The sequence below is a fragment of the Smaragdicoccus niigatensis DSM 44881 = NBRC 103563 genome (genome assembly GCF_000380645.1).
Classification (GTDB): domain Bacteria; phylum Actinomycetota; class Actinomycetes; order Mycobacteriales; family Mycobacteriaceae; genus Smaragdicoccus; species Smaragdicoccus niigatensis.
Genome location: NZ_AQXZ01000019.1, coordinates 706,776 through 728,250 on the forward strand (window position 1 = coordinate 706,776; position 21,475 = coordinate 728,250).

Genomic DNA, 21,475 nt, shown 5'->3' on the forward strand with positions numbered 1-21,475 from the left:
ATGACCAATATTGCACGCGATCTAGAGTCAAACGCAGGACATCACATTGCTATCCCCAGCAACTGAAGGCCGACCGCAATCATGTGGCCTTCGAACTCAGCCCTGGCCGTCGCGTCCAGGCGGGCCAGAATGCCCCGAGTCAGCGTGTGACCGATTGTCTCGGCGACAACCCGATTCGGAACTGTCGGCGAGATGAGCCCCGCCTGCAGTTGCCGGTCGAGGTACTTCGTGAACCGCAGGATCGGACGCTCGTTGATCTCGTCGGCGAGGGCTGCGATGGCCGGGTCCAGCACCGCCCGCTGCTCGATCAGCGTCAACAACGCGCCATGCGTGTGAACCGCCGCCGCGAAGGACCGGACCGTCACAGCCAGCATCTCCGCGGGCGAATCCGCAACGTGTTCAGGCTCCTGCGCCGCCAGAAAATCATCCCGAACGCGTGCGGCCAACGCCGCGAAGATCTCCTCGCGCGAGGCGAAGTAGACGTAGAACGTCGGACGAGATACGCCGGCTTGGGCAGTGATCGCTGCGGCGGTCGCGCCGGAGTACCCGCGCTCGACGAACACTCGTGCTGCGGCGTCGAGGAGGTCGAGGTGCCGGGGCGTGTCCGACCGCTCCCGCGCTTCTCGAACCGCCCAGTTCGCTTGAGCCACAGCGCCATCCTATTGACATTGACGTCAATGTCAATGAGGGTGAGATCGTGAATGCACTGCCACCAGTCGTCATCGCCAATCGCGGAGAGATCGCCGTTCGCGTGCTCCGAACGGCCCGGGAACTCGGCCACCGGGTGCGAGTTCTCCACTCCCCGGACGACCGGGACTCACTGGCGGTGCGGATGGCCGATGACGCTGTCGAACTGTCCGGTCGCGGACCCGCCGCCTACCTGGACGTGGCCGGCGTGACCCGGGCGGCCGGCCACGAGGGCCTACTCCACCCCGGCTACGGATTCCTCAGCGAGAGCGCCGACCTCGCCGAAGAATGTGCGAAAACCGGGCTCGTTTTCGTCGGACCCGCAGCTCATGTTCTGCGCACCTTCGGCGACAAAGTCGCGGCCCGCCAACAGGCCGTGGCGGCTGGCATCGACGTGCTCCCCGGGACGCCACCAGGATCCGGGTTCCCGGAGATCGCCGCCCTGCTCGCCGCCCACGCCGACGGAATCATGATCAAAGCCCTCGCCGGTGGCGGCGGGCGCGGAATGCGTGCAGTCACCGACCCGAATGACCTGAAGTCGGCGTACGAACGCTGCCGCTCCGAAGCATTGGCGGGATTCGGCGACGATTCCGTCTTCGCGGAAGTCCTCGCCCATAACGCGCGCCACATCGAAGTGCAGGTCGTTGCGGATGGCACCCTTGCGATCGCCGTCGGTGATCGCGACTGCAGCATCCAGCGGCGCCACCAGAAGTTGATCGAGATCGCCCCAGCACCATCGCTTTCCGACGCCCTGCGCGAGCGACTCCACAGCAATGCAGTTCGGATCATCGAATCGGTCGGGTATCGCGGGGTCGCCACTGTCGAGTTCCTTGTCCGGCGCGAGGAGGCGTACTTCCTCGAAGTAAACCCCCGCCTGCAGGTCGAGCACACCGTGACCGAGCAGGTCACCGGCATCGACCTTGTCGCGGTGCAGTTGGCGTTGGCCAGTGGTTCGACGCTCGCGGACCTGCAGCTTCAGCCGGTCCCCCGCGGCCACGCGATTCAAGCGCGAGTGAACGCCGAGCGCATCATGGCCAACGGAGACCTGGTACCGAGCGTCGGGACGCTCACCCGTTTCTCTCCGCCGACCGGGCCCGGAGTCCGAGTGGACACGGCCGGCTTTCCTGGCTTGGAGCAGAGTCCGATGTACGACTCGCTGTTGGCCAAGGTGATCACCAGCGGCGGCAGCCTGAACGCGGCGTTGCGGCGTTGTCTTCAGGCGCTCAGTGAGTTCGACATCTCAGGTGTCGAAACGAATCTCGGGCTGCTCCGAGCGTTGCTCGACGATCCCGCCTGGGGCGATTCGCAACCGATCACGACGACATGGCTTGCCGATCGGCTCCCGGATTTGGTGACGCATCCGGCGGAAGTCGCGAAGACGCCCGCCATCGCCGACGGCGAGTTCACCCTGCGCACCCACGTCACCGGTGTCGTTGTCTGGTTGCCGTCGCCGCATGCCACCATCGCCTCCGGCGACGAAGCCGCGGTCATCGAAGCGATGAAGATGGAACACGTCGTTCGCGCCGAGCAGCCGCTCGAAGTTGTCCGGACGGTCATCGAACCCGGCACGGTCGTCGAAGCCGGCGCTCCCCTGTTCGTGTACCGACTGTCCAGCGAAACGGGAACCGGCGCAACATCTTCCGAGGTCGACCTGCACCGCCTTCGCGACGATCTCGCGGAGGTCGAGAACCGTCACCGGCTCACCCGCGACGAAGCTCGGTCAGCAGCGGTCGCGAAGCGCCATCGTCTCGGCCGGCGCACCGCCCGCGAGAACATCGCCGATCTCGTCGACGACGGCAGCTTCGTCGAGTACGGCGCACTGGCGATCGCTGCGCAACGCCTGCGCCGCAGCGAGGAAGACCTCATCGCGAACACGCCCGCCGACGGACTGGTCACCGGGATTGCCACGATCAATGGGGATCGCGCCGCGGTGTTGTCCTACGACTACACGGTGCTCGCCGGCACACAAGGAATGCGCAACCACGCGAAGACGGATCGGCTCCTCGATCTGGCGCACGACCAGAGTCTTCCGGTCGTCCTCTTTGCCGAAGGTGGGGGTGGACGCCCGGGCGACACCGACCAGGCGACCGTATCGGGCCTCGACCTCATGACCTTTCACACGATGGGCTCGCTGTCGGGTCGCGTACCACTCGTCGGAATCGTGTCGGGCCGTTGCTTCGCCGGAAACGCCGCTCTCCTGGGGACCTGTGATGTCGTCATCGCGACGCCGGACGCGAACGTCGGCATGGGTGGCCCGGCGATGATCGAGGGTGGTGGCCTCGGGGTTTTCGCGCCGGAGGACATCGGCCCGATCGACATCCAGCGCCGAAACGGTGTCGTCCATGTGGTCGCCGAGGACGAAGCCGACGCGGTCGACATTGCTCGGCGCTACCTGGGCTACTTCCAGGGTGCCCTGCCCGACTGGCAGGCTCCCGATCCTCGACTCGCCCGCCACGTGATTCCCGAGAATCGCCTGCGGTCGTATGACGTGCGCGCCGCGATCGACGCCATCGTCGACGCAGGATCGGTCCTCGAACTGCGCCGCGATTGGGGCGTCGGGGTCGTGACCGCGCTCGTCCGCGTCGAGGGACGTCCGTACGGGCTGGTCGCGAACGACAACCACCATCTCGGCGGAGCGATCGATGCCCCGGCCGCCGACAAGCTGAGCGCATTTCTGCAGCTGTGCAATGCGCACCGGTTGCCGATCGTGTCCCTATGCGACACACCGGGATTCATGGTCGGTCCGGAGGCCGAGAAGCACGCCACGGTCACCAAGTTCAGCCGGCTCTTCATCGACGGTGCCAACTTGACGGTCCCGCTCGGAACGGTGATCCTGCGCAAGGGTTACGGGCTCGGCGCGATGGCGATGACCGCCGGGTCGTTCCGCGCTCCACGATTCGTGGTGGCGTGGCCAACCGGCGAGGTCGGCGGCATGGGGCTCGAAGGTGCGGTTCGGCTCGGCTTCCGCAAGGAACTCGAAGCGATTGCCGATCCAATCGAGCGGCAGACCGCGTTCGACAACCTCGTCGCCATGGCATACGCGAGCGGCAAGGCACTCACCGCCGCCTCCGTCCTGGAACTCGACGACGTCATCGACCCGGCCGAGACGCGGCGGTGGATTTCCACCCTGGCGGACGCACAAGGCTGAGGCAACGCGAACCGTCGTCCGATAACGTGGCGCACGTGCGCGCAGCCCCACTTGATGCCCTGAAGAAGCTCGGTCCCCGCAGTTCCAGCATGGTGACGCCCCCGCCTGCCGAGCCACTCGAGATCCCCGTACCGACGACGACCGACCTCGGCGCCGAGATCTCGACCCTCGACGTCATCCACGGCATCGACCACTCCGAAGGGCCGGGCGCCGCACTGCGGACCGCGCGACTGCGGGCCGCCGATTTCCGTCACGAGTTCGCCCAGACCGGTAAGCCGACCGCGGTCTCGACACATGACCTCGTGACGCTTCCCTACCCGACCAAGTTCGGATTGTGGCGTGCCCCGGCGTCGCCGACCCCGTTCTTGTTCATCACGAACCGCTTGGTGATCGTCCGCTGGACCGACTCCGACGGCCAGCAGCGAATCCTGTTATGGGAGCCGAGCGATGCCGAACTCGACGCGAACACCCCGTACTTCGCCTCGATCAGCCGCGGCATCCCCGAGCGCGTGCAGAACCTGGCGGTCAAAAGGTACGCGACGGTCATAGAACGCGTCCGCGAAGCCGGTATCGATCCCGCCGATGTCGACTACCTCGCGTTCGATCACCTGCACACCCAGGATGTTCGCCGCCTCATCGGCACGACCCGGCCGCAGGCCGACATCTCGCCCGACTTCCCGGTCGAAGCCGCCTTCCCCAACGCCCGACTCGTCGTTCAGCGTCACGAGCTCGTCGCCATGCGCGACCTGCACCCAATTCAGCGTCCGTGGTACCAGCCCGAGACGTTTGTCGACATCAACCCGGACCGTCTGCTCGTCATCGACGGTGACCGCCTGCTCGGACCAGGTGTGGCCATCGTCCGAACTCCGGGCCACGCGACCGGCAACCAGACTCTGGTGCTGAACACCGATTCGGGCGTGTGGGCGCTGTCGGAGAACGTCATCGCGACCGAGTGCCTCACGCCGGAATTGAGCAAGATTCCCGGCGTCTCGAGCTGGGCGAAGCACTGGGGTCAGGAGATCGTCCTCAATGCCAACACCATCGAGTCGACGGCCACGCAGTACAACTTCTGCATTCTCGAGAAGACTCTCGTCGACCGGTCGGCCACGGACGAGCGATTCCTCCAGTTCTTCCCGACGAGCGAACTCACCTCCAGCGTGCTGAGCCCGGGTACCGCGCCGACCTTCACCCACGGTTCGATCCGCCACGGCATCTGATGCGTGTTCTCGTCACGGGAGCCGGCGGATTCATCGGCCGGACACTCGCCAACACGCTGCGGGAGCGCGGAGATGAGGTCATCGGACTCGACCTCATCGCCGGGCCAAACATCGTGGCCGGCAACGTCGCGGAAGCCGGCCCCTGGCAGGACAGCTTCGACTCCGTCGATCTCGTCATCCACACTGCGGCGCTGGTGTCGAACGTGCCGACGCTCGATGAAGCGTGGCGCGTCAACGTCGTGGGCACTCGCAACGTCCTCGACGCCGCCGTCCGCGCGGGCGTCCAGCGGTTCGTCCATTTCTCGTCGATTCGCGCGTTCTCCGACCTCGGATTTCCGGACGGCGTCACCGAACACCACCCGGTCCGCCCCGATGGCAACCCCTACGTCGACACCCGAGTTGCCAGTGAACAGGTTGTGCTGCAAGCACATTCCGCTGGTGAAATCGCGGCGACGATCGTGCGCCCGGGGGACGTCTACGGCCCGGGATCACGCCCGTGGACGGTGCTCCCGATTCAGCTGATCAAGCAGAACCTGTTCGTTTTGCCGGCTATGGGCAACGGCATCTTCTCGCCGATCTACATCGACGACCTCGTCGCCGGAGTCCTGCTCGCTGCGGACTCCCCGGCCGCGATCGGGCAGGTGTTCACGATCAGCGGTGGAATCGGCATCACGACGAAGGAGTTCTTCGCCCACTACTACCGAATGCTGCACAAGCGCGGCCCGGTTGTCGTGCCGACGAGCGTCGCGATCGCGCTCTCGACCGGCTCCGCGCAGTTGTCGAAATTCACGAGCATCAACGCCGAACTCAGCCCGGTGAGCGTGAAGTACCTGTGCCGCACGGGTACCTACTCGATCGACAAAGCCCGGCAGATGCTGGGATTCGAACCGAAGATCGATCTCGAAACCGGCATGGCATTGACTCGGAAGTGGCTAGCGTCAGAAGGGATGATCTGACGCGACCGGAGGCCACGGATGGTTAAGCGGCTCAATCCTCTCGACCTGGGTTTTCTCATGGCCGAGTCGCGGGAATCGATGTTCCACGTCGCATCGCTGCTTACGTTCAGCGCCCGCGAAGACCTCTCGCCCGACTACTTCCGCGAACTCATCGAGCAGTATCACGATCCGTCCGAGGTCCAGTCACCGTGGAACCTCAAGCTGAAGACCCCGGGCCTGCTGAAGAATCCGCTGCAGAGCTGGGTGTTGGACAAGAATATGGACCCCGACTACCACGTGCGGCGGGCGGCACTACCGGCGCCCGGTGGCGAACGGGAGCTCGGCACGATCGTCTCCCACCTCCACGGTCAGGCGATCGACTTCCATCGCCCGCCGTGGGAAATGCACCTCATCGAGGGTCTGCCGAACAATCGCTTCGCGCTCTACATGAAGGTCCATCACTCCTTGGTCGACGGGTACACGGGCGTTCAGATGCTCAACCGCGCGATGTCGAAAACCCCCGATGACCCCGACACCCCGCTCTTCTACACCGTCCGGAATCCTTCCCGGTCACCTCGATCGGAAAGCGACGGACCGGACTTCGGCCAGCTGCTCACCAACTCCGTCAAGTCGATTCTCAACGTCGGGCAGGTGGCGTTCCGGCGATCACTCAAGCGCGACATCGAGAATCTCGTCTCGTGGAACCAGGCCCCGCAGAGTGTCCTCAACGGTCGCATCACCCGCAACCGCCGGTTCGCCACTCAGGACTTCTCGTTACCGCTACTCAAAGACCTCGCCAAGGCGTCCGGTGGGTCCCTGAACGACATCGTGCTCGCCCTGTGCGGCGGCGCCCTTCGCCGGTTCCTGCTCGATCAGGACGCGCTGCCCGAAAAGTCGCTCATCGCCATGTTGCCCGTGAACATCCGGCCGAAAAATGACCCGGGTGGCGGTAATGCGGTGGGCGCGATCCTGGCCACCCTCGGCACCGACATCGCCGACCCCCGCCAACGCCTCGAGACCATCATCTCCTCCACGAGCCGGGCCAAAGAGCTGATCAGTGGCCTGTCTGCGACCGAGATCATGGCGAGCAGCGCAATGCTCATGTCCCCGCTGGGAATGCAGATCGCGCGGGCGGTGACGGGCATCAACGCGAAGATCCCGATCAACTGCAATGTCGTCATCTCGAACGTGCCCGGCCCGACGGAGCATCTGTACTTCCGCGGATCGCGGCTCGAAACCAACTTCCCGGTGTCGATCCCGATGCACGGCCTCGCCCTCAACATCACGTGCTACAGCTACGTCGATCGCTTGTGCTTCGGCTTCATCGGTTGCCGGGACGCGCTTCCACACCTGCAGCGTCTCGCCGTGTACACCGGCGAGACGATGAACGAGCTGGAGACGATCCTCGGCTAGCAGCTCACGTCCCCCGGCACCAGCCGGGCATGGAAGTCGGCCAACGACGCGCCCTTGATGTTCGCCGCCTGCAGCGTGCCATGGGCCGGGCCGAGCGTCGCGCCCTGCGTCGTAATGCCGAGTTCACCGAGAACTCCGCCGAGCGATTCGCCGCCCGCCACGACGTCCGACGCGTTCTGGTTGAGCTGCAGACTGCCCGACGCGTTCAGCGACGTCTGGACCGTATGCAACGTCGCCCAGACCCCGGTGACCTGCACCGCCTGGTCGCCCGTTTCGATGAGGATCGTCATCGTCTGGCCGAACACGGACATCTTCTCCGCGACGCACAGGCCCTGGACCGTCGCATTGGTCGCCTGCAGCTTCACGACGTACTGCTTGTACGTGTTGCCGTTGGCGTCCTTGGCGAGTTGCGGATGAATGATGATTCCGACCGCATCGTTCGTCACGATCCCTTGGGTGGTGAAGGTGCCCCGCAGCGACTGCGTTGCCATGGCCATCGCAAGAGCGTTCTTGGCCGTCGCCGCGCCCAGGATCGCAACCGGGACGAGGGCGGCGATCATGAACAGCAACGCGCGGAGCCACCGCGTGCCATAGCGCGATGTTGAGTCAGTCATTCTCGACCCCGATCCCGGCCAGAGGCAGCGAGAGGCTGTTGACGCCCGGTGCAGCCGCAACGTTGAGGGCGTACAAGTTGATGTCGATGTTCGTGGCCGGCAAGTCGCTAGGCAGCGGAACACCCGCCTGCACGATGGTCGACAGCAGCGGGAGCAGTCTCGCCAGTGGGACACACGGGCCGGCCGCCGAACCGGTGGGTCCGAAGATGTCCGTGATCTGAGCGAGCACGTTCGGCAGATTCGCACCGAACGACGCGGCGTACGAGTTCACCAGGGTGGTGAGCGTCTGGGCACTGATGCACAGATCGAGGCTCGCGACCTGGGCCCACGCGTCGGTTGTCGTGCCGGCCGCACCGATCCGCGCGGCCGTCGAGGCGTCGCCCCCGTTCGCGTTGGTCAGCGACAACGAGCGGCCGTTGACGTTCTGCGCGATCACGAGGTTGTTGAGCGTCAAGTACTGAAGCCGCAGGTAGACCGTGTCCGATGCCGACATCGAGCCATTCGCCAACCGGATCGGGCTGTTGGCCGCGATCCAGGTCAGGTTCATGATGTGGGCGCTGTCCGAGGTGACATGCACCGGATTCGACGCGGGGACGAATCCGAGAGTCCCCCGACTCGGGACGGAACCGTCCTGGGCGAACGACGGGGCAGCGGCAACTCCGACCGCGATGAGAAGTGCCGTTCCAACGGCAAGCAGTCGCTTCATTCCGAAGTCTCTTCCGTCGTCTCGGCGACTCGCTTCGGACCCCACGCGATCACCATGGAACCGCCGATGATCCCGAGCAGCATGCCGATGAAGAATCCGCCGAGGTTCGACACCACGAGCGACGAGATGGCCAGCAGCAGGCCGATGATCCCCGAGACGATCCGATGCCCCGGATCGGCCCAGACGAGGACCGCGCAGACGATGAGTCCACCGCCGGTGAGCCAGCCACCGAAACTGGTGATTCCGCCAGACACCGCGGCACCCAGCGACACCGCCGAGACGCGCAGAATCAGGAAACCGCCGAGGAACATCCACAGGCCGCCCCAGAACGGACGCGTCCGACGCAGGTCCCGGAACCAGGCGAGCGCTTCCTGCACCTTGTCGTTCTTGACCAACGTCAGCATGTGGTCACCTCGCCGGGCTTGATCGTCGTGGTGAAGTCGGCGGCTTTGATGGCGCCCAGGAGTTCGGCGCTCCACGCGGTGGCGTGCAGGTTCTCTAGATGGACGATGGCGTCGGGGCCGTCGATTCCGAGGCCACCGGCCTGGCCACCGAGGCTCTGGCCGTTGAGTGAGATCTCGTCAGCCGAGCGTCCGACCAGCAGGTTCTGTGCTCGAACGTTGACCGCCTTGGCGTCGGTCGCATCGAAGATGAGGTTCTGGCCCGATCCCTCGCCGGTGGTGGCGGCCTTGATGATGATCGAGTAGCCGACGCCCTTGATCGTCTGCTTCGCGATGATGCAGACACCGCGCAGTTTTCCGTGCCCGATGGCGAGGTGCAGTGTGCCGACCGCGTGCGACGATCCGTCCGCATTCTTCGCGTTCACCGACGAGACCACGGCGGCGAGGCCGGTGCCGTCGACCGAGTCGATGCTCGCGATCAGCGCCTGATCTGCGACGTTGAAGTTCGCGGCCATCGCACCGCTCTGCAATGAGTAGCTCAGCGCAGCGACGGCCGCCGTGCTCGGCACCACCAGGGCGAGTCCGCGACCCCACCGAGTGCGGCCGGCAGCCGTACTCGCCTGTGTGCGCATTCCGTCGTTCCACGAATTCGCGGATTCCCGAGTGCGGGCCGCAAGGTCACGCACGACTTTGGACATCGATGTCCTCATGCTTCGATCCCTTTCGGTGTTGAAATGTCGGAGGTCCAGGCCAGCGCCATGCAACCGCCGAAGATGGCGAGCAGCATGCCGACGATGAATCCACCGAGGTTGGTGACCGGATAGGAGGCGAGTCCGAGCACGATCGCGATAATCGCCGCGAGTCCGCGTTGAATCGGGATCAGCAGGATCACCAGGCTCATCGCAATCAGGACGGCACCGAGAACCACTCCGGCGTAACCGCCGATACCGGCAGCGACGACGTCATTGACCGGTCCCAGCGGCAGCCACGCGATGATCAGGCCCGCGATGAGGACATAGAGGCTTCCCCAGAACGGCCGGGTGTACCGGAAGTTCCGAAATCGAGTTCGCATGTCAGAAGCACTCCCCGTGCGCAGTACCGCGACCGTGCGATATCCAGGGGAGCTTGAGGCCGCTGATCGACAGAATCCCGCGAATCGTGGCGCTCTTTCCGCCGATCTGGAGGCTGCCGGCGCGAACAGCGCCGGGAAGCTCGAGACCGAGGGTCCCGCGGTGACCGGCGAACTCGAGTTCGGACGCGTCCTTGTTGGCCCGAATCGGCCGAGTCACGTTGTGCATGTCATCCGACGCCGGCTTGCCGTCGTCGGTCGCCGGGTTCAGCTCTGCTCCCGACGCGGACACCACGTCGACGTGCGCCGTGACATCGGTGAGTCGTGTCTTTCCCGTCGTCTGCAGCTGGACCGTGAAGGTGCCAGCCCACGGGAAGGTCAACACCAGCGACAAGCAGACGCCGTCGGATATCTGGGCCGAGCCGAGCTTCGCGTTCAGCGCCGGGTCGATGCGGCCGTCCTTCATGGTGACGACATCCGCGTATGCGGTCGCGCCCTCCGCTGCAACGACGGTCGAACCGTCCCGCGAAGCGAGCTTGAAGTCCTGTCCGTTGAGGGCGAGGTTGAGGGGCGTTTGGCCGGTGAGGGTCAGCGCTGCCAGTACCAGGATGCCGAGCATCGGGACCACCAACAGGACGACGCATTTACGCCACCTGGTGCCACCGCGAATCACATTCTGCGCCAACGCGAATCACTCCCTTGTGAATCCGAAATTCAAGCCTCAGAACGCGCCTTGACCAGGTACTTTCCGATTTCGACTTGAAATTTGGGACTGAGAGTAGAGGGCAGAAATTCAGACGACAATTCGGCGAATACGGCAGGGAAATGACATTCACCACACGAAATCTGGTCCATTTTGATCTTGTCGCGCGCCTGCCAGCACCTTTGTTTCGAACCACAAGATCGCACCGGCTCCAGTTGTGACGCGAGGGTGCGGGATGTCTCACAGCCCGGACGACGAAAACAGAGCACGGTCCGTGGCGAATGCCAACGGACCGTGCTCTGTTCTTGAACTACTAGCGGTTCACCCGCAGGAGACGTCTCCCGGAACGAGGCGAGCGTGGAGATCGCTGATCGATCCACCCTTGAGCATCGCGCCCTGAAGCGTGCCGCTGGCTGATCCGAGGCTCGCGCCGCCCGCGGTAATCCCCAACTCACCGAATGCGCCACCCAGTGAAACACCGCCGGCAGAGACATCGGCCGCGTTCTGGTTCAGCCGTACCGTGCCAGTTGCCTTGAGCGAGGTACTCACCGTATGAATCGTCGCCGAGACTCCGCTGATCTGGATTTCCTGATCTCCCGATTCAATGAGAATCGTCAGAGTCTGACCAAACAACGAGACCTTCTCCGCGACGCAAATCCCACGCGCGACCGCATTCGATGCCTGGAGTTTCACGACGTACTCCGTGTAGGTGTTGCCGTTCTTGTCCTTCACCAGTTGGGGATGCACGATGATCCCGAGCGGATCGTCGGTCGAGATGCCCGCGGTGGTGAATGACGCCTGGTCCGACTGCATCGCCAACCCGGCGCCCAGCGCGCTGCTGGCCGCCGCCGCACCGATGAACCCTGCGGGGATGAGCGCGCCGATGATGAGTGCGAGAGCGCGGCCCCAACGTGTGCCGTTCTTGGAGTCAGTCATTTGCGACCTCGAGTCTGGCCACGGGCAACGACAGCGCGTTGACCCCCGGACCTGCGGCGATATTTCCGGCGTAGACCGTGAGATCGATGTTCACCGCGGGCAGGTCGTTCGGCAGCGGCACACCCGCCTGCACAAGCAGCGTCAACAGCGGCAGCAGTTTCACGAGCGAGATGCATGGCCCGGCCTTGCCGAGGGGCGTTCCGACTGCGGGCGCGAAGATTGACGCAACAAGCGCCGTCGCGGGTGCAACACTGCCGCCGAGCAGACCCGAGTAACCATTGATGATCGTGTAGAAGGTTTCGGCGGTCACGCACAAGTCGAGACTCGCCACCCCGCTCCACACGTCGACAGTGGTGCCTTCGGCGCCGAGGCGAGCCGCGGTGTTCGGATCGCCCCCGTTTAGGTTCGTCAACGTCAACGAACGACCGTTGACGTTCTGCGTGATCGCCGCGCCGTCTGCGGTCAGATATTCGAAGCGCAGGTAATACGTGTCCTGCTGCGACATCCTTCCGCCGGCGAGGGGAATGGACTTGTTCGCGTCCACCCACGTCAGCCCGAAGATGTGCCCTGCGGCCGCCTGCACCCGGATCGGATTCGACGCCGGAGTGAATTCGATTGTCCCGCGCGCAGGCACCGCATTGCCTTCGCCCTTGGCGACGGAACGAGCTGTCGCGAATCCGACGATGACAAAGAACGCGATCAGGACGGTGATGAGCCGCCTGCTGGCCATCCCTTTCGTGGTCATCCGTCAGCCTCTTCGGTCAGCTCGCGAACCGGCTTGGGTCCCCAGGCGATCGCCATAGCGCCGCCGATGATGCCGAACAGCATGCCGATGAAGAATCCACCGAGGTTCGACACGACGAGCGATGCGATCGCCAGCAGCAGGCCGATGATGCCTGCGACGAAACGATGCTCTTCACCGGCCCACACGAGCAGTCCACAGATAATGAGCCCACCGCCGGTCATCCAGCCGCCGAAGCCGGTGATTCCTCCGGATACCGCCGACTCCAGCGATACTGCCGAGACCCGAAGGATCATCGAGCCGCCCAGCACCATCCACAGCCCGCCCCAGAACGGGCGGGTCCGACGGAAGTCGCGGAACCAATCGCGGGCCTCTTGGGCCCTCTCGCCTTTGACCAACGTCAGCACGTGGTCACCTCCCCTGGTTTGATGGTGGCGGTGAAGTCGGCGGCCTTGATAGCGCCGAGCAACTCGGCACTCCATGCGGTGCCGGTGACGTTCTCGAGATGGACGTGGGCGTCGGGACCGTCGATACCGAGCCCTCCAGGCTGTCCGCCGAGGCTCTGCCCGTTGAGCGAGATCTCGTCAGCGGAACGACCGACCAGCAGATTCTCCGCGGTCACGTTGAACGCCTTCGCGTCTGTCGCGTCGAGGACGAGGTTCTGCCCTGTACCCTCGCCGGTCGTCGCTGCCTTGATGACGATCGAATAGCCGACACCCATGACCGTCTGCTTGGCGATGATGCAAACTCCGCGCAGTTTCCCGTTCCCGATCGCGAGGTGCAGGGTTCCGACAGGTCGCGTCGAGCCGTCTGCGTTCTTCGCATTGACCGTCGAGACCACCGCTGCCAAGCCATTGCCGTCGACAGATTCGATGTGCGCTATGAGCGCCTGATCGGCCACGTTGAAGCTCGCCGCCATCGCACCGGCCTGCAACGAGTAACTCAGCGCCGCGACTGCCGCCGTGCTGGGCACGATGAGTGCCAGTCCGCGACCCCAACGGGTGCCGCCGGTGGTGGTCTTTGCCTTCGTGCGCATTCCGTTGTTCCACGAGCCGAACGACTCGCGGGAACTTCTCGTGAGGTCGCGCACGGCTTTGGACACCGATGTCCTCATGCTTCGATCCCTTTCGATCGTTGTGATGGTTTGTCGTCGGTCCACGCGAGGGCCATGCAGCCGCCGAACACCGCGAGCACCATGCCGGCGAAGAATCCGCCGAGGTTCGTCACCGGGTATGAGGCGAGACCGAGAACGATCGCGACGATGGCCGCCAGGTGGTGCGCCTTGGGGATCACGAGGATCACCACGCCCATCGCGATCAGGACGGCGCCGAGGAGCACCCCGGCGAAGCCGCCGATGCCCGCTGCGACAATGTCATTGACCGGACCGAGGGGCAGCCACGTGATGATGAGCCCCGCGAGGAGGACATAGAGGCCGCCCCAGAACGGGCGGGTGTACCGGAAGTTCCTCAGTCGAGTACGCATCAATAGCACTCGCCGTGAGCAGTACCGCGACCGTGCGAGATCCACGGGAACTTGATGCCGCCGATCGAGAGGGTGCCGCGAATCGTGGCGCCCTTGCCGCCCACGAAGAGGCTCTTCGCTCGGACTGCACCCGGCGCTTCGAGGCCTAAGGTGCCGGCGTGGCCACCGGCTATGTCGAGCTTCGATGCGTCCTTGTTGATACGTACCGGCGCAGTCACGTTGCTCATGTCATCGCGGGGCGGTTTGCCGTCGTTGGTCCGGGCGTTCAACTCCACACCCGTGGCGCCCATGCGGTCGACGTAGCCGGTCATGTCCGTGATGACGGTGTGGCCCGTCGTCTGCAGCTGGACCGTGTACGTCCCGATCAGGGGGAACGTGAGCACGAGCGACAGGCAGACTCCGTCCGAAATATCCGCCGAGTCGAGCTTTGCCTTGAGGGCCGGGTCGACGCTGCCGTCCTTCATCGTGATGAGGTCGGCGTATCCGGTCGCGCCCTGCTCGACCACAACGTATGAGCCTGGTCGAGAGGCGAGCTTGAAATCCTGGCCGGTGATCGCGAGGTTGAGCGGCGTTATGCCGGTCAGCGTCAGCGCCGCCATCCCCAGGATGCCGATCATCGGGGCGAACAGCAGGATGACGCATCGGCGCCATCGGGTGCCACCCCGCTTCGGACTCTGCGTCATCGCAGTCTCCTCTAGGTCAATTGAAAATCGGCCGAAATCTAGACCGCCGAAATCGAATAAACAATTCAACGACTTCAACCGACGACAAAGATAACCACAGAATTCCGGATGACGAAATTAGGCAAATCAGCCAATAACGATCATTGTGTGGCAAATTCAACTGAGTGTTGCGAACAATTTGTGACGCGAAACAACCGGGCTACGAGAGCCTGGTTTTCCGGACCAAGAAATGATGTGACGCAGGTCCCAGAAATAATCGTCAGGGCTCAGGACCCGGACTGGGTGCCTTCGAGGCGATGGACCATCAGGGCGGCCGCGAGCAAGCGCGAGCCGTCCGGCGTCATGGGGTTGATTCCGGTGACTTCACCGATGCGACGCAGTCGGTACGTAAGGGTGTTCGGGTGTACGAACAGCTCCGCGGCGGCCGACTTCCGGTCTCCACCGTGCCGGAGATGCACTTCGAGGGCCTCGAGCAGGTGCGTCTGCTCAAGTAGCGGCTCGGCCTGCTTCGCCAGTCGATCCCGGGCCGGACCAGGCCTCGAAAGCTGGTACTCGAGCATGACGTCGTCGATCGTGTAGAGGCCCGGTGGCCGTCCGACGATCTGCGCGAGGTTCGCAACCTCGGCACACTCGGCGGCGGCATCCGGGATCTTGTCGACCGTTACCGCGAGGGAGGCGCCGTACAGGCCGTCGACGTACTCGGACAACTCGTCGACGAGGTCGCCGGCGAGATGACGCTGATCCGCTTCGCTCGCACCATCGACGAGCGGGATCAGAATGACGCCCCGCGCGCCGTCGAAATCAGACAGGGTAAGTGCCTGGTTTGCCTGGTCGAAGTGCCTTTGAACGAGCCGCATCCGCTTGCGGGCGACGAGTGCATCGCCCAATCGGGCAGCCGACGGACGAGCGCCAACATGCAGTGCTACCAGCAGGTATTCGCTCGCAAGGGGTATTCCGGTGCGGGCCGCTTCCGGCGCGACACCAGACCCGCGGACCATCGCGGCACATAACGCCCGGCGTGCTGACCGGGCGGCCGATTCGAACGAGCCCTCGACGTCGCTGTAGATCTCGCTGATGATGCATGCGGTCTCGGTGAAGTAGTAGATGAGCTCCGCCCCCATGGCACCGATGTCGTCGAGGTCAGCCTCAGTCGACTCCTTACGGATCAGCGTCCACATGTGACCGAGGGCAGCGCCAAGCGCCCGCAGGAGAGTCTGCGGCGGAATTCCGTCCTGCATGTGACGCTCGACGATCGGTTCGACGATCTGCGCAAACTCCGCTCGGGACAGCCGCCGTCGGTTGTCAATAGCGTCGAGAGCCGCCGCAATGCCGACTATCGCTCCCGGAATGATCTCGTCGACGAAGTGATCGGGCGGCAGCGTGTCAGCTTCGGGCATCGAAGCAACGGCCTGCTCGAGCAGCTCCATCGCAAGCTTCGGCACGTTCTCCTGAAACGCCACCACTAGGCGCGCGCTCCTGGACAGCTGCGGAAGCTCGGATGTCATGCGCTCATTCTTGCGCATGACCCGTTCCTGCGACATCCCGACCGTTCGACCGACTTGTTTCGCGTGACAAACATTCGAGAAAGACTCTGTTTCCCGGGCGCAGTGACATTCTTTGGAACATCCCGGACAATTGAATGATTCGTTCATTGAGCCAGAAAGCACATAGAAGTGTCTGTGACTCCATTTTCGCGCATAAATGCGAATCCGAACAGTGAATCAACCGAACTGAACCGCACAGATTTCCGCGGCGAATCAACGCAAATGCGGATCGTGGACTGTTCTCTTCGAGCAACCGTCAAGACATTCCTTCGCCTCTGGGCGCTTACGTCGACGCTGCCGTGGCCGACCTGGGTGGTCGACCATGCCGGCCGGGTTCTCTCCCCGGTCAAGGGCGTTTCCCAAGGAGCGGTCGAACTACCGCGCTGTACGGCAACCCTCTACTCACCACCGGCAATCGATTCCGACCGCTGCGTGCTGTACCTCCACGGCGGCGCGTTCATGGTCGGTGGGCGTCACCTCCACCGAAACATGATCGGGCGCATCACCGAGCGAGTGTCCGCGCCGGTTCTCGCGGTGGACTACCGGAAGATGCCGAAACACACGATTTCGGAGGCGATCGAGGACTGCATCGGTGGCTACCTCTACCTGCTCGAGCGGGGCATACCTGCGGATCGAATCACCATCATGGGCGACTCGGCAGGCGGGTACCTGAGCCTCGTGCTCGGCTCGGTCCTGCAGGACAACGGCCTACCGCAGCCGGGCGCGATCGTGGTGATGTCGCCGCTCACCGACCTCGACCACTCGGACAAGTTGGCCGCGCCGACGAACTGCGCGCTCTTCCCGAGTTCGGCGGTCATCGCCTTCACCCAGCTGATGAGCCGTCGTGCGGGCGGGCGACTGATCTCCCCCGTGCACGCGAACCTCACCGACTTTCCACCGACGCTCCTGCACGTTGGCCGGCGCGAGTACCTCTACCCGGATTCGGTCCTGATGGCCAAGCGACTTCGTTCGGCGGGCCGCGTCTGCCATCTCCACACCTGGGACACCGCCGTTCACGTCTTCCAAGCCGCGGGCCACACACCGGAAGCGGTCCATGCCCTCGACAGGATTGTCGACTTCGTCGACCAACACGTTCCGCGCGCGCTGAGTCGCCGCGCCCTCTGATCCCCCTAGAAAGGACCCCATGACCGACGCAAAGGCCGAGCTCGAACGTGAGCTCGGAGCCTCGATTGCCCTCATCGATCGGCTCGACCCCACCGAAGCTGCGGACCTGCTCAGTCTGTTCCGCACTGCGATGGACGAAGAGGCAGTTGAACTGCATCACGCCGTCGACGACACGATCAACGGGCTTCCCCGCCTGTTCCGCGGTCCCGCCCGCAAGATCGTCTTCCCCGGAGGCAAGTGATGAGTGACCTTCTCCACCGCGCCCAGATCGAACTGCTCGCGAAGCAACTCGGGGTCACTCCGGAACGAATCGCGTACCTCGAGCGCTTCTCGTCCGTTGAGCTGCATGAACTCCGCAACCGCATCTCGGACGCCATGTTCGACTCAAACGCGGACATGTTTCGACGCATCAGCGCCTTGATGCCCATCGTGCCGCTGTCTATCGCCATGCCGATCTGCCAGAAGATCTGCCCACCCGAGATGGGCGGCAAAGCGGCCGGCGCCATCGCACTGGCACACCCGAAGAAGGTTGCCCACGCGCTATCGCTGGTCAAGCCGGAGTACGGCGCAAGTGCCGCCCCTTACCTCGACCCGCGCGCAGTTCGACACGTCGCGCATCTCGCGCCGCCGCTTCCCGTGGTGGCCATCGCCAACGAGATCCTCCAGCGCCGCGACTACGTCACCGCCGGCCAGTTCGTCGATGCAGCGACTCCAGAGCTCATCCTCGAGGTCGAAAAGGGCATCGACGACGACGCCGGCCTCATCCTGTCCGGGGCCTACGTCTTCGATGCCGAGGTACTCAACAACGTCGTCGGACTCATCGCCGCGCACAACCGCGCCCGAGTCAACCGCATCGTGGCCGCGATGCTGAACGGCGAGCGTGAACTCCAACTGGCGAGCCTGTCGGTGTTCTCGCGACTGCGGCCAGAGTTGATCGCGCTGGTCGGCGACGTGCTCCTCGAAGAGGGCGACGACGCATCCATCAGCGCCCTGTTCCAGACGTTCCGCGACGCCGGAGCCGACGACGACTTCGCCAACCTTCTTCGTGCCATGAAGCCGGAGACGCACGCCGCGCTCGACGCCATCTACGCCCAGCGCTAGCGGCTGACATGACGCGAGCCGGGCCACCCACAAGGTGACCCGGCTCGTTCAGTCAGTTCAGACGTCCGTGGAGAACCGCACGCCGTTGTCGGGGATGACGACGCCCGGCCAGATGCGAGCGCCACGAAGGAATTCGCAGCGCGCACCGACATGCGCCCCGTCACCGATGACCGCGTCGCGGATGAGTGCCCGCGGACCGACAATGGCTCCCGCACCGATGATGGACCGCTCGATTCGGGCACCGGCTTCGACCTTGGCGCCGTCGAACAGGATCGCGCCATCGAGACGAGCACCGGCGGCCACCTCGGCGCCGCGGCCGACCACGGTCCCGCCCAGGAGCCACGCTCCCGGCGCGACACCGGCACCTGGATGCACGAGTGAATCACCGCGATGCCCGTTGAGCACCGGCGACGGCGCAATTCCGCGCACGAGGTCCGACGAACCCTGCACGAAGTCGTCCGGGGTTCCCATGTCCTTCCAGTACGCCATGTCGACGTGACCGTAAACCCGAGATCCATCCCGCAGGAGACCGGGGAAGACCTCGCGCTCGACGGACACCGGACGGCCGGACGGGATGGCCTCGACGACCTTCTTCTTGAAGACATAGCAACCGGCGTTGATCTGATCGGTCGGCGGGTCCTCGGTCTTCTCGAGGAACGCCGTCACGCGGCCGTCCATGTCGGTCGGCACGCAACCGAACGCGCGCGGGTCGCTCACGCGCACAAGATGCAGCGTGACGTCGGCGTCGTTGTCGATGTGGGTCTGGTAGATCGCCTTCAGGTCGGCGCCGCTGAGCACGTCGCCGTTGAAGATCATGACGTTGTCCGACTGGATCTTGGAGAGGACGTTGCGGATACCGCCACCCGTTCCCATCGGCTCGGTCTCCTGGACGTACACGATCTCCAGGCCGAATTCGGACCCGTCGCCGAAGTAGTCGCTGAAGACCTCCGCCTTGTACGCGGTGCCCAGAATGACGCGCTTGATGCCGGCCTCGGCGATGCGCGCGAGGAGGTGCTGCAAGAACGGCACGCCGGCCGTTGGCAGCATCGGCTTCGGCGCCGACAGCGTGAGCGGTCGAAGTCGCGTTCCCTGTCCACCGACGAGGATGATCGCGTCCGCCGCGACGATGTCACTCATTCCGCTCCCCTTTTTGAAAGACTTTGTGCCTCACGAGCTTGGGCTCGCAGAGCAGAACGAACAGCGACGCGCGAACGCGTTTTCAGCCCCGCCCTCAGAGCCATTCTTAGCGGAGACTGCCACCACTTCGGGTGCCGATCGGAAAGAAAGCGGTAGGCACTGTCGTGGTGCGCCGTCAGCATGATCTCCGGGTGCTTCGACGCCGAGTGTCCCTGCGCGTGCGTGACCTCCGCGGACGGCACGTAGACGTTCTGCCAACCTGCCTTGCTCAGCCGATCGCCGAAGTCGACGTCCTCCATGTACATGAAGTAGCGCGAGTCGAATCCGCCGATGGACTCGAAGGCCCGGCGGCGCACCAGCAGGCACGATCCGGACAGCCAACCGGCGGTGCGCTCGGAGATCTCAGCGTTGTGCTGGCGGTACTTCGCCGTCCACGGGTTCTTCGGCCAGATCTTGCCGAGGACGGCGTGGCCGGAGCCCGCGCCGAGCGTCGGGACCTGGCGGGCGGAGGGATAGGTCGAGCCGTCTGGCTCCCGGATCAGCGGCCCGAGGCTCCCCGCGCGCGGCCACCGGTGCGCGGCGTCGAGGAGCACGTCGATGCTGGACCGCCCCCATTCGATGTCCGGATTGACGATGATGACGAACTCGACGTCAGGGTCGATCTCGGTGACGGCTCGATTGATTGCGCCGCCGTATCCGATGTTCCCGCCGGTGCGCAGCAGGCGAACGCCAGGTCGCTCGGCGGCCGCTTCCGGCGACCCATCAGTCGATCCGTTGTCGGCGAGAATGACCTCATAGGGCCGGCTGCACGCCTGCGGGATCGAGTCGAGGAACGTCGAAAGATGCTCGCCCGGAGAGTAAGTCACCGTCACGATGACGATCCGCTCGGCGCCAGAATCTCGCCCATGGCGCGCCGTAAACTCGGTCACAGCATCAGACTAGCCAGCCAAGGACGCGTGTAGTGCCTCTCGCCAACCCCGAAGTGGCGTAAGTCCCACTCCGGCCCACGCTTTCGACGACAGCACCGAGTACGCCGGGCGCGGAGCGGGACGTACGAACTCGACACTCGTCGTCGGTTGTACGCGGTCGGGATCGGCGCCGATCTCGGCGAAGATCGCGCGGGCGAACTCGTACCAGCTCGTCGCGCCCGCATTGGTGGCATGCAGGATCAGCGGCGCCTGCGGCAGCTCTGCGAGCTCGAGCAGTCCGTCTGCCAAATCCGCTGCGTACGTCGGTGATCCGACCTGATCGGTGACGACGCGGACGGTGTCGCGCTCGGCTTCCAGCCGACGCATCGTGGCCACGAAATCGGTGCCCACTCCGGTGTAGACCCACGCTGTCCGGACGATCGTCGAGGTCGGTGCGAACTCGGCGATCGCTCGCTCACCTGCGAGCTTCGAGGCCCCGTAGACCGTCTTGGGACCGGTCGGGTCGTTCGGTTCATACGGCCTGTCGGACGTGCCGGAGAACACGTAATCCGTCGATACGTGGATGAGGCGAGCTCCGGCCTCCGAGCAGGCACGCGCCAGGTTCGCCGCGCCGGTTTCGTTGATCGCGTACGCGGTGTCCGCGTCGGCCTCGGCTTTGTCGACGGCCGTGTACGCCGCGCAGTTGATGACCGTCACCGGTTCGCCGATACGCCCGCGGACCGCATCGAGGTCAGTGATGTCGAGATCGCGGCGGGAGAGGGGGACGACCTCGACTCCCCGATCGGTCGATTTCCGAATCAGCTGCTTGCCGAGTTGGCCCTGAGCTCCGGTCACCAAGACTGTGCGCACGATGAGAAAGTCTGGCACGCCGAATCGCCTGGCCGGGCTTAGCACACCTGACCG

At 64.6% G+C, this 21,475-nt stretch carries 24 protein-coding genes; 7 read left to right on the top strand and 17 right to left on the bottom strand.

Features of this window, described 5'->3' with window-relative positions:
- Positions 1-41: 41 nt before the first annotated feature.
- Complete coding sequence (locus F600_RS0124480) at positions 42-650, bottom strand: TetR/AcrR family transcriptional regulator (RefSeq protein ID WP_018163305.1); 609 nt, start codon at positions 648-650, stop codon at positions 42-44.
- A gap of 47 nt (positions 651-697) precedes the next feature.
- On the opposite strand from F600_RS0124480, the gene F600_RS0124485 reads away from it, so the two are divergent.
- Genes F600_RS0124485 through F600_RS0124500 form a run of 4 tightly spaced genes read left to right on the top strand, consistent with a single transcriptional unit; the run spans position 698 to position 7,400 of the window.
- A complete protein-coding gene (locus F600_RS0124485; protein ID WP_018163306.1) occupies positions 698-3,835 on the top strand; it encodes an acetyl-CoA carboxylase family protein in 3,138 nt (1,045 codons plus the stop codon).
- 35 nt (positions 3,836-3,870) lie between these two features.
- A complete protein-coding gene (locus F600_RS0124490) occupies positions 3,871-5,052 on the top strand; it encodes an MBL fold metallo-hydrolase (RefSeq protein WP_156024811.1) in 1,182 nt (393 codons plus the stop codon).
- Positions 5,052-6,008, top strand: a complete 957-nt coding sequence (locus F600_RS0124495) for an NAD-dependent epimerase/dehydratase family protein (protein ID WP_018163308.1) — start codon at positions 5,052-5,054, stop codon at positions 6,006-6,008. Before F600_RS0124490 ends, F600_RS0124495 begins: the two co-directional genes overlap by 1 nt.
- An 18-nt stretch (positions 6,009-6,026) precedes the next feature.
- Positions 6,027-7,400, top strand: coding sequence for a WS/DGAT/MGAT family O-acyltransferase (locus tag F600_RS0124500; RefSeq protein WP_018163309.1), 1,374 nt, complete (start codon positions 6,027-6,029; stop codon positions 7,398-7,400).
- Here the strand turns inward: F600_RS0124500 and F600_RS0124505 are convergent.
- The 13 genes from F600_RS0124505 to F600_RS29740 all read right to left on the bottom strand — a co-directional run bounded on the left by F600_RS0124505 (position 7,397) and on the right by F600_RS29740 (position 16,241).
- Positions 7,397-8,014 carry a DUF6230 family protein gene (locus tag F600_RS0124505; RefSeq protein ID WP_018163310.1) on the bottom strand — a complete coding sequence of 206 codons (618 nt, stop codon included), beginning with the start codon at positions 8,012-8,014 and terminating at the stop codon, positions 7,397-7,399. The two genes, F600_RS0124500 and F600_RS0124505, sit on opposite strands and share 4 nt — an antisense overlap.
- Positions 8,007-8,720, bottom strand: a complete 714-nt coding sequence (locus F600_RS0124510) for a hypothetical protein (RefSeq protein ID WP_018163311.1) — start codon at positions 8,718-8,720, stop codon at positions 8,007-8,009. Before F600_RS0124510 ends, F600_RS0124505 begins: the two co-directional genes overlap by 8 nt.
- Positions 8,717-9,124 (bottom strand): DUF6114 domain-containing protein, encoded by a 408-nt coding sequence (locus F600_RS0124515; protein WP_018163312.1) that lies wholly within the window; start codon positions 9,122-9,124, stop codon positions 8,717-8,719. Before F600_RS0124515 ends, F600_RS0124510 begins: the two co-directional genes overlap by 4 nt.
- Entirely contained in the window at positions 9,118-9,831 is a 714-nt protein-coding gene (locus F600_RS0124520) for a DUF6230 family protein (RefSeq protein WP_245541623.1), read from the bottom strand. The genes F600_RS0124515 and F600_RS0124520 overlap by 7 nt, the downstream gene beginning before the upstream one ends.
- Positions 9,828-10,193 (bottom strand): DUF6114 domain-containing protein, encoded by a 366-nt coding sequence (locus F600_RS29730; RefSeq protein WP_018163314.1) that lies wholly within the window; start codon positions 10,191-10,193, stop codon positions 9,828-9,830. The genes F600_RS0124520 and F600_RS29730 overlap by 4 nt, the downstream gene beginning before the upstream one ends.
- A gap of 1 nt (position 10,194) precedes the next feature.
- Complete coding sequence (locus tag F600_RS0124530) at positions 10,195-10,875, bottom strand: hypothetical protein (RefSeq protein ID WP_156024812.1); 681 nt, start codon at positions 10,873-10,875, stop codon at positions 10,195-10,197.
- 339 nt (positions 10,876-11,214) lie between these two features.
- Positions 11,215-11,829, bottom strand: coding sequence for a hypothetical protein (locus tag F600_RS0124535; protein WP_018163316.1), 615 nt, complete (start codon positions 11,827-11,829; stop codon positions 11,215-11,217).
- Positions 11,822-12,574, bottom strand: a complete 753-nt coding sequence (locus F600_RS0124540; RefSeq protein WP_018163317.1) for a hypothetical protein — start codon at positions 12,572-12,574, stop codon at positions 11,822-11,824. Before F600_RS0124540 ends, F600_RS0124535 begins: the two co-directional genes overlap by 8 nt.
- On the bottom strand, positions 12,571-12,978 hold the full coding sequence (locus tag F600_RS0124545) for a DUF6114 domain-containing protein (RefSeq protein ID WP_018163318.1): 408 nt from the start codon (positions 12,976-12,978) through the stop codon (positions 12,571-12,573). The genes F600_RS0124540 and F600_RS0124545 overlap by 4 nt, the downstream gene beginning before the upstream one ends.
- On the bottom strand, positions 12,972-13,685 hold the full coding sequence (locus F600_RS0124550; protein ID WP_245541624.1) for a DUF6230 family protein: 714 nt from the start codon (positions 13,683-13,685) through the stop codon (positions 12,972-12,974). Before F600_RS0124550 ends, F600_RS0124545 begins: the two co-directional genes overlap by 7 nt.
- A complete protein-coding gene (locus tag F600_RS29735) occupies positions 13,682-14,053 on the bottom strand; it encodes a DUF6114 domain-containing protein (RefSeq protein WP_018163320.1) in 372 nt (123 codons plus the stop codon). The genes F600_RS0124550 and F600_RS29735 overlap by 4 nt, the downstream gene beginning before the upstream one ends.
- Positions 14,053-14,736: a hypothetical protein gene (locus F600_RS0124560; RefSeq protein WP_018163321.1), complete on the bottom strand. Its 684-nt coding sequence runs from the start codon at positions 14,734-14,736 to the stop codon at positions 14,053-14,055. The genes F600_RS29735 and F600_RS0124560 overlap by 1 nt, the downstream gene beginning before the upstream one ends.
- A 266-nt stretch (positions 14,737-15,002) precedes the next feature.
- Positions 15,003-16,241, bottom strand: a complete 1,239-nt coding sequence (locus tag F600_RS29740) for a PucR family transcriptional regulator (protein ID WP_040632627.1) — start codon at positions 16,239-16,241, stop codon at positions 15,003-15,005.
- Positions 16,242-16,502: 261 nt separating this feature from the next.
- Here F600_RS29740 and F600_RS29745 point away from each other — a divergent pair, with 261 nt between their 5' ends.
- The 3 genes from F600_RS29745 to F600_RS29750 are packed head-to-tail and all read left to right on the top strand — an operon-like array spanning position 16,503 to position 18,506.
- On the top strand, positions 16,503-17,405 hold the full coding sequence (locus F600_RS29745; protein WP_018163323.1) for an alpha/beta hydrolase: 903 nt from the start codon (positions 16,503-16,505) through the stop codon (positions 17,403-17,405).
- A gap of 19 nt (positions 17,406-17,424) precedes the next feature.
- Complete coding sequence (locus F600_RS0124575) at positions 17,425-17,646, top strand: hypothetical protein (RefSeq protein WP_018163324.1); 222 nt, start codon at positions 17,425-17,427, stop codon at positions 17,644-17,646.
- A complete protein-coding gene (locus tag F600_RS29750) occupies positions 17,646-18,506 on the top strand; it encodes a hypothetical protein (protein WP_018163325.1) in 861 nt (286 codons plus the stop codon). Before F600_RS0124575 ends, F600_RS29750 begins: the two co-directional genes overlap by 1 nt.
- 57 nt (positions 18,507-18,563) lie before the next feature.
- On the opposite strand, the gene manB is transcribed toward F600_RS29750, so the two are convergent.
- From manB to rfbD, 3 genes are read right to left on the bottom strand one after another with little or no spacing between them, the layout of a single operon-like run.
- Positions 18,564-19,643 (bottom strand): mannose-1-phosphate guanylyltransferase, encoded by a 1,080-nt coding sequence (manB, locus tag F600_RS0124585; RefSeq protein WP_018163326.1) that lies wholly within the window; start codon positions 19,641-19,643, stop codon positions 18,564-18,566.
- On the bottom strand, positions 19,640-20,572 hold the full coding sequence (locus F600_RS0124590) for a glycosyltransferase family 2 protein (RefSeq protein ID WP_018163327.1): 933 nt from the start codon (positions 20,570-20,572) through the stop codon (positions 19,640-19,642). Before F600_RS0124590 ends, manB begins: the two co-directional genes overlap by 4 nt.
- A gap of 9 nt (positions 20,573-20,581) precedes the next feature.
- Entirely contained in the window at positions 20,582-21,439 is an 858-nt protein-coding gene (rfbD, locus tag F600_RS0124595; RefSeq protein WP_018163328.1) for a dTDP-4-dehydrorhamnose reductase, read from the bottom strand.
- Positions 21,440-21,475 lie beyond the last annotated feature (36 nt).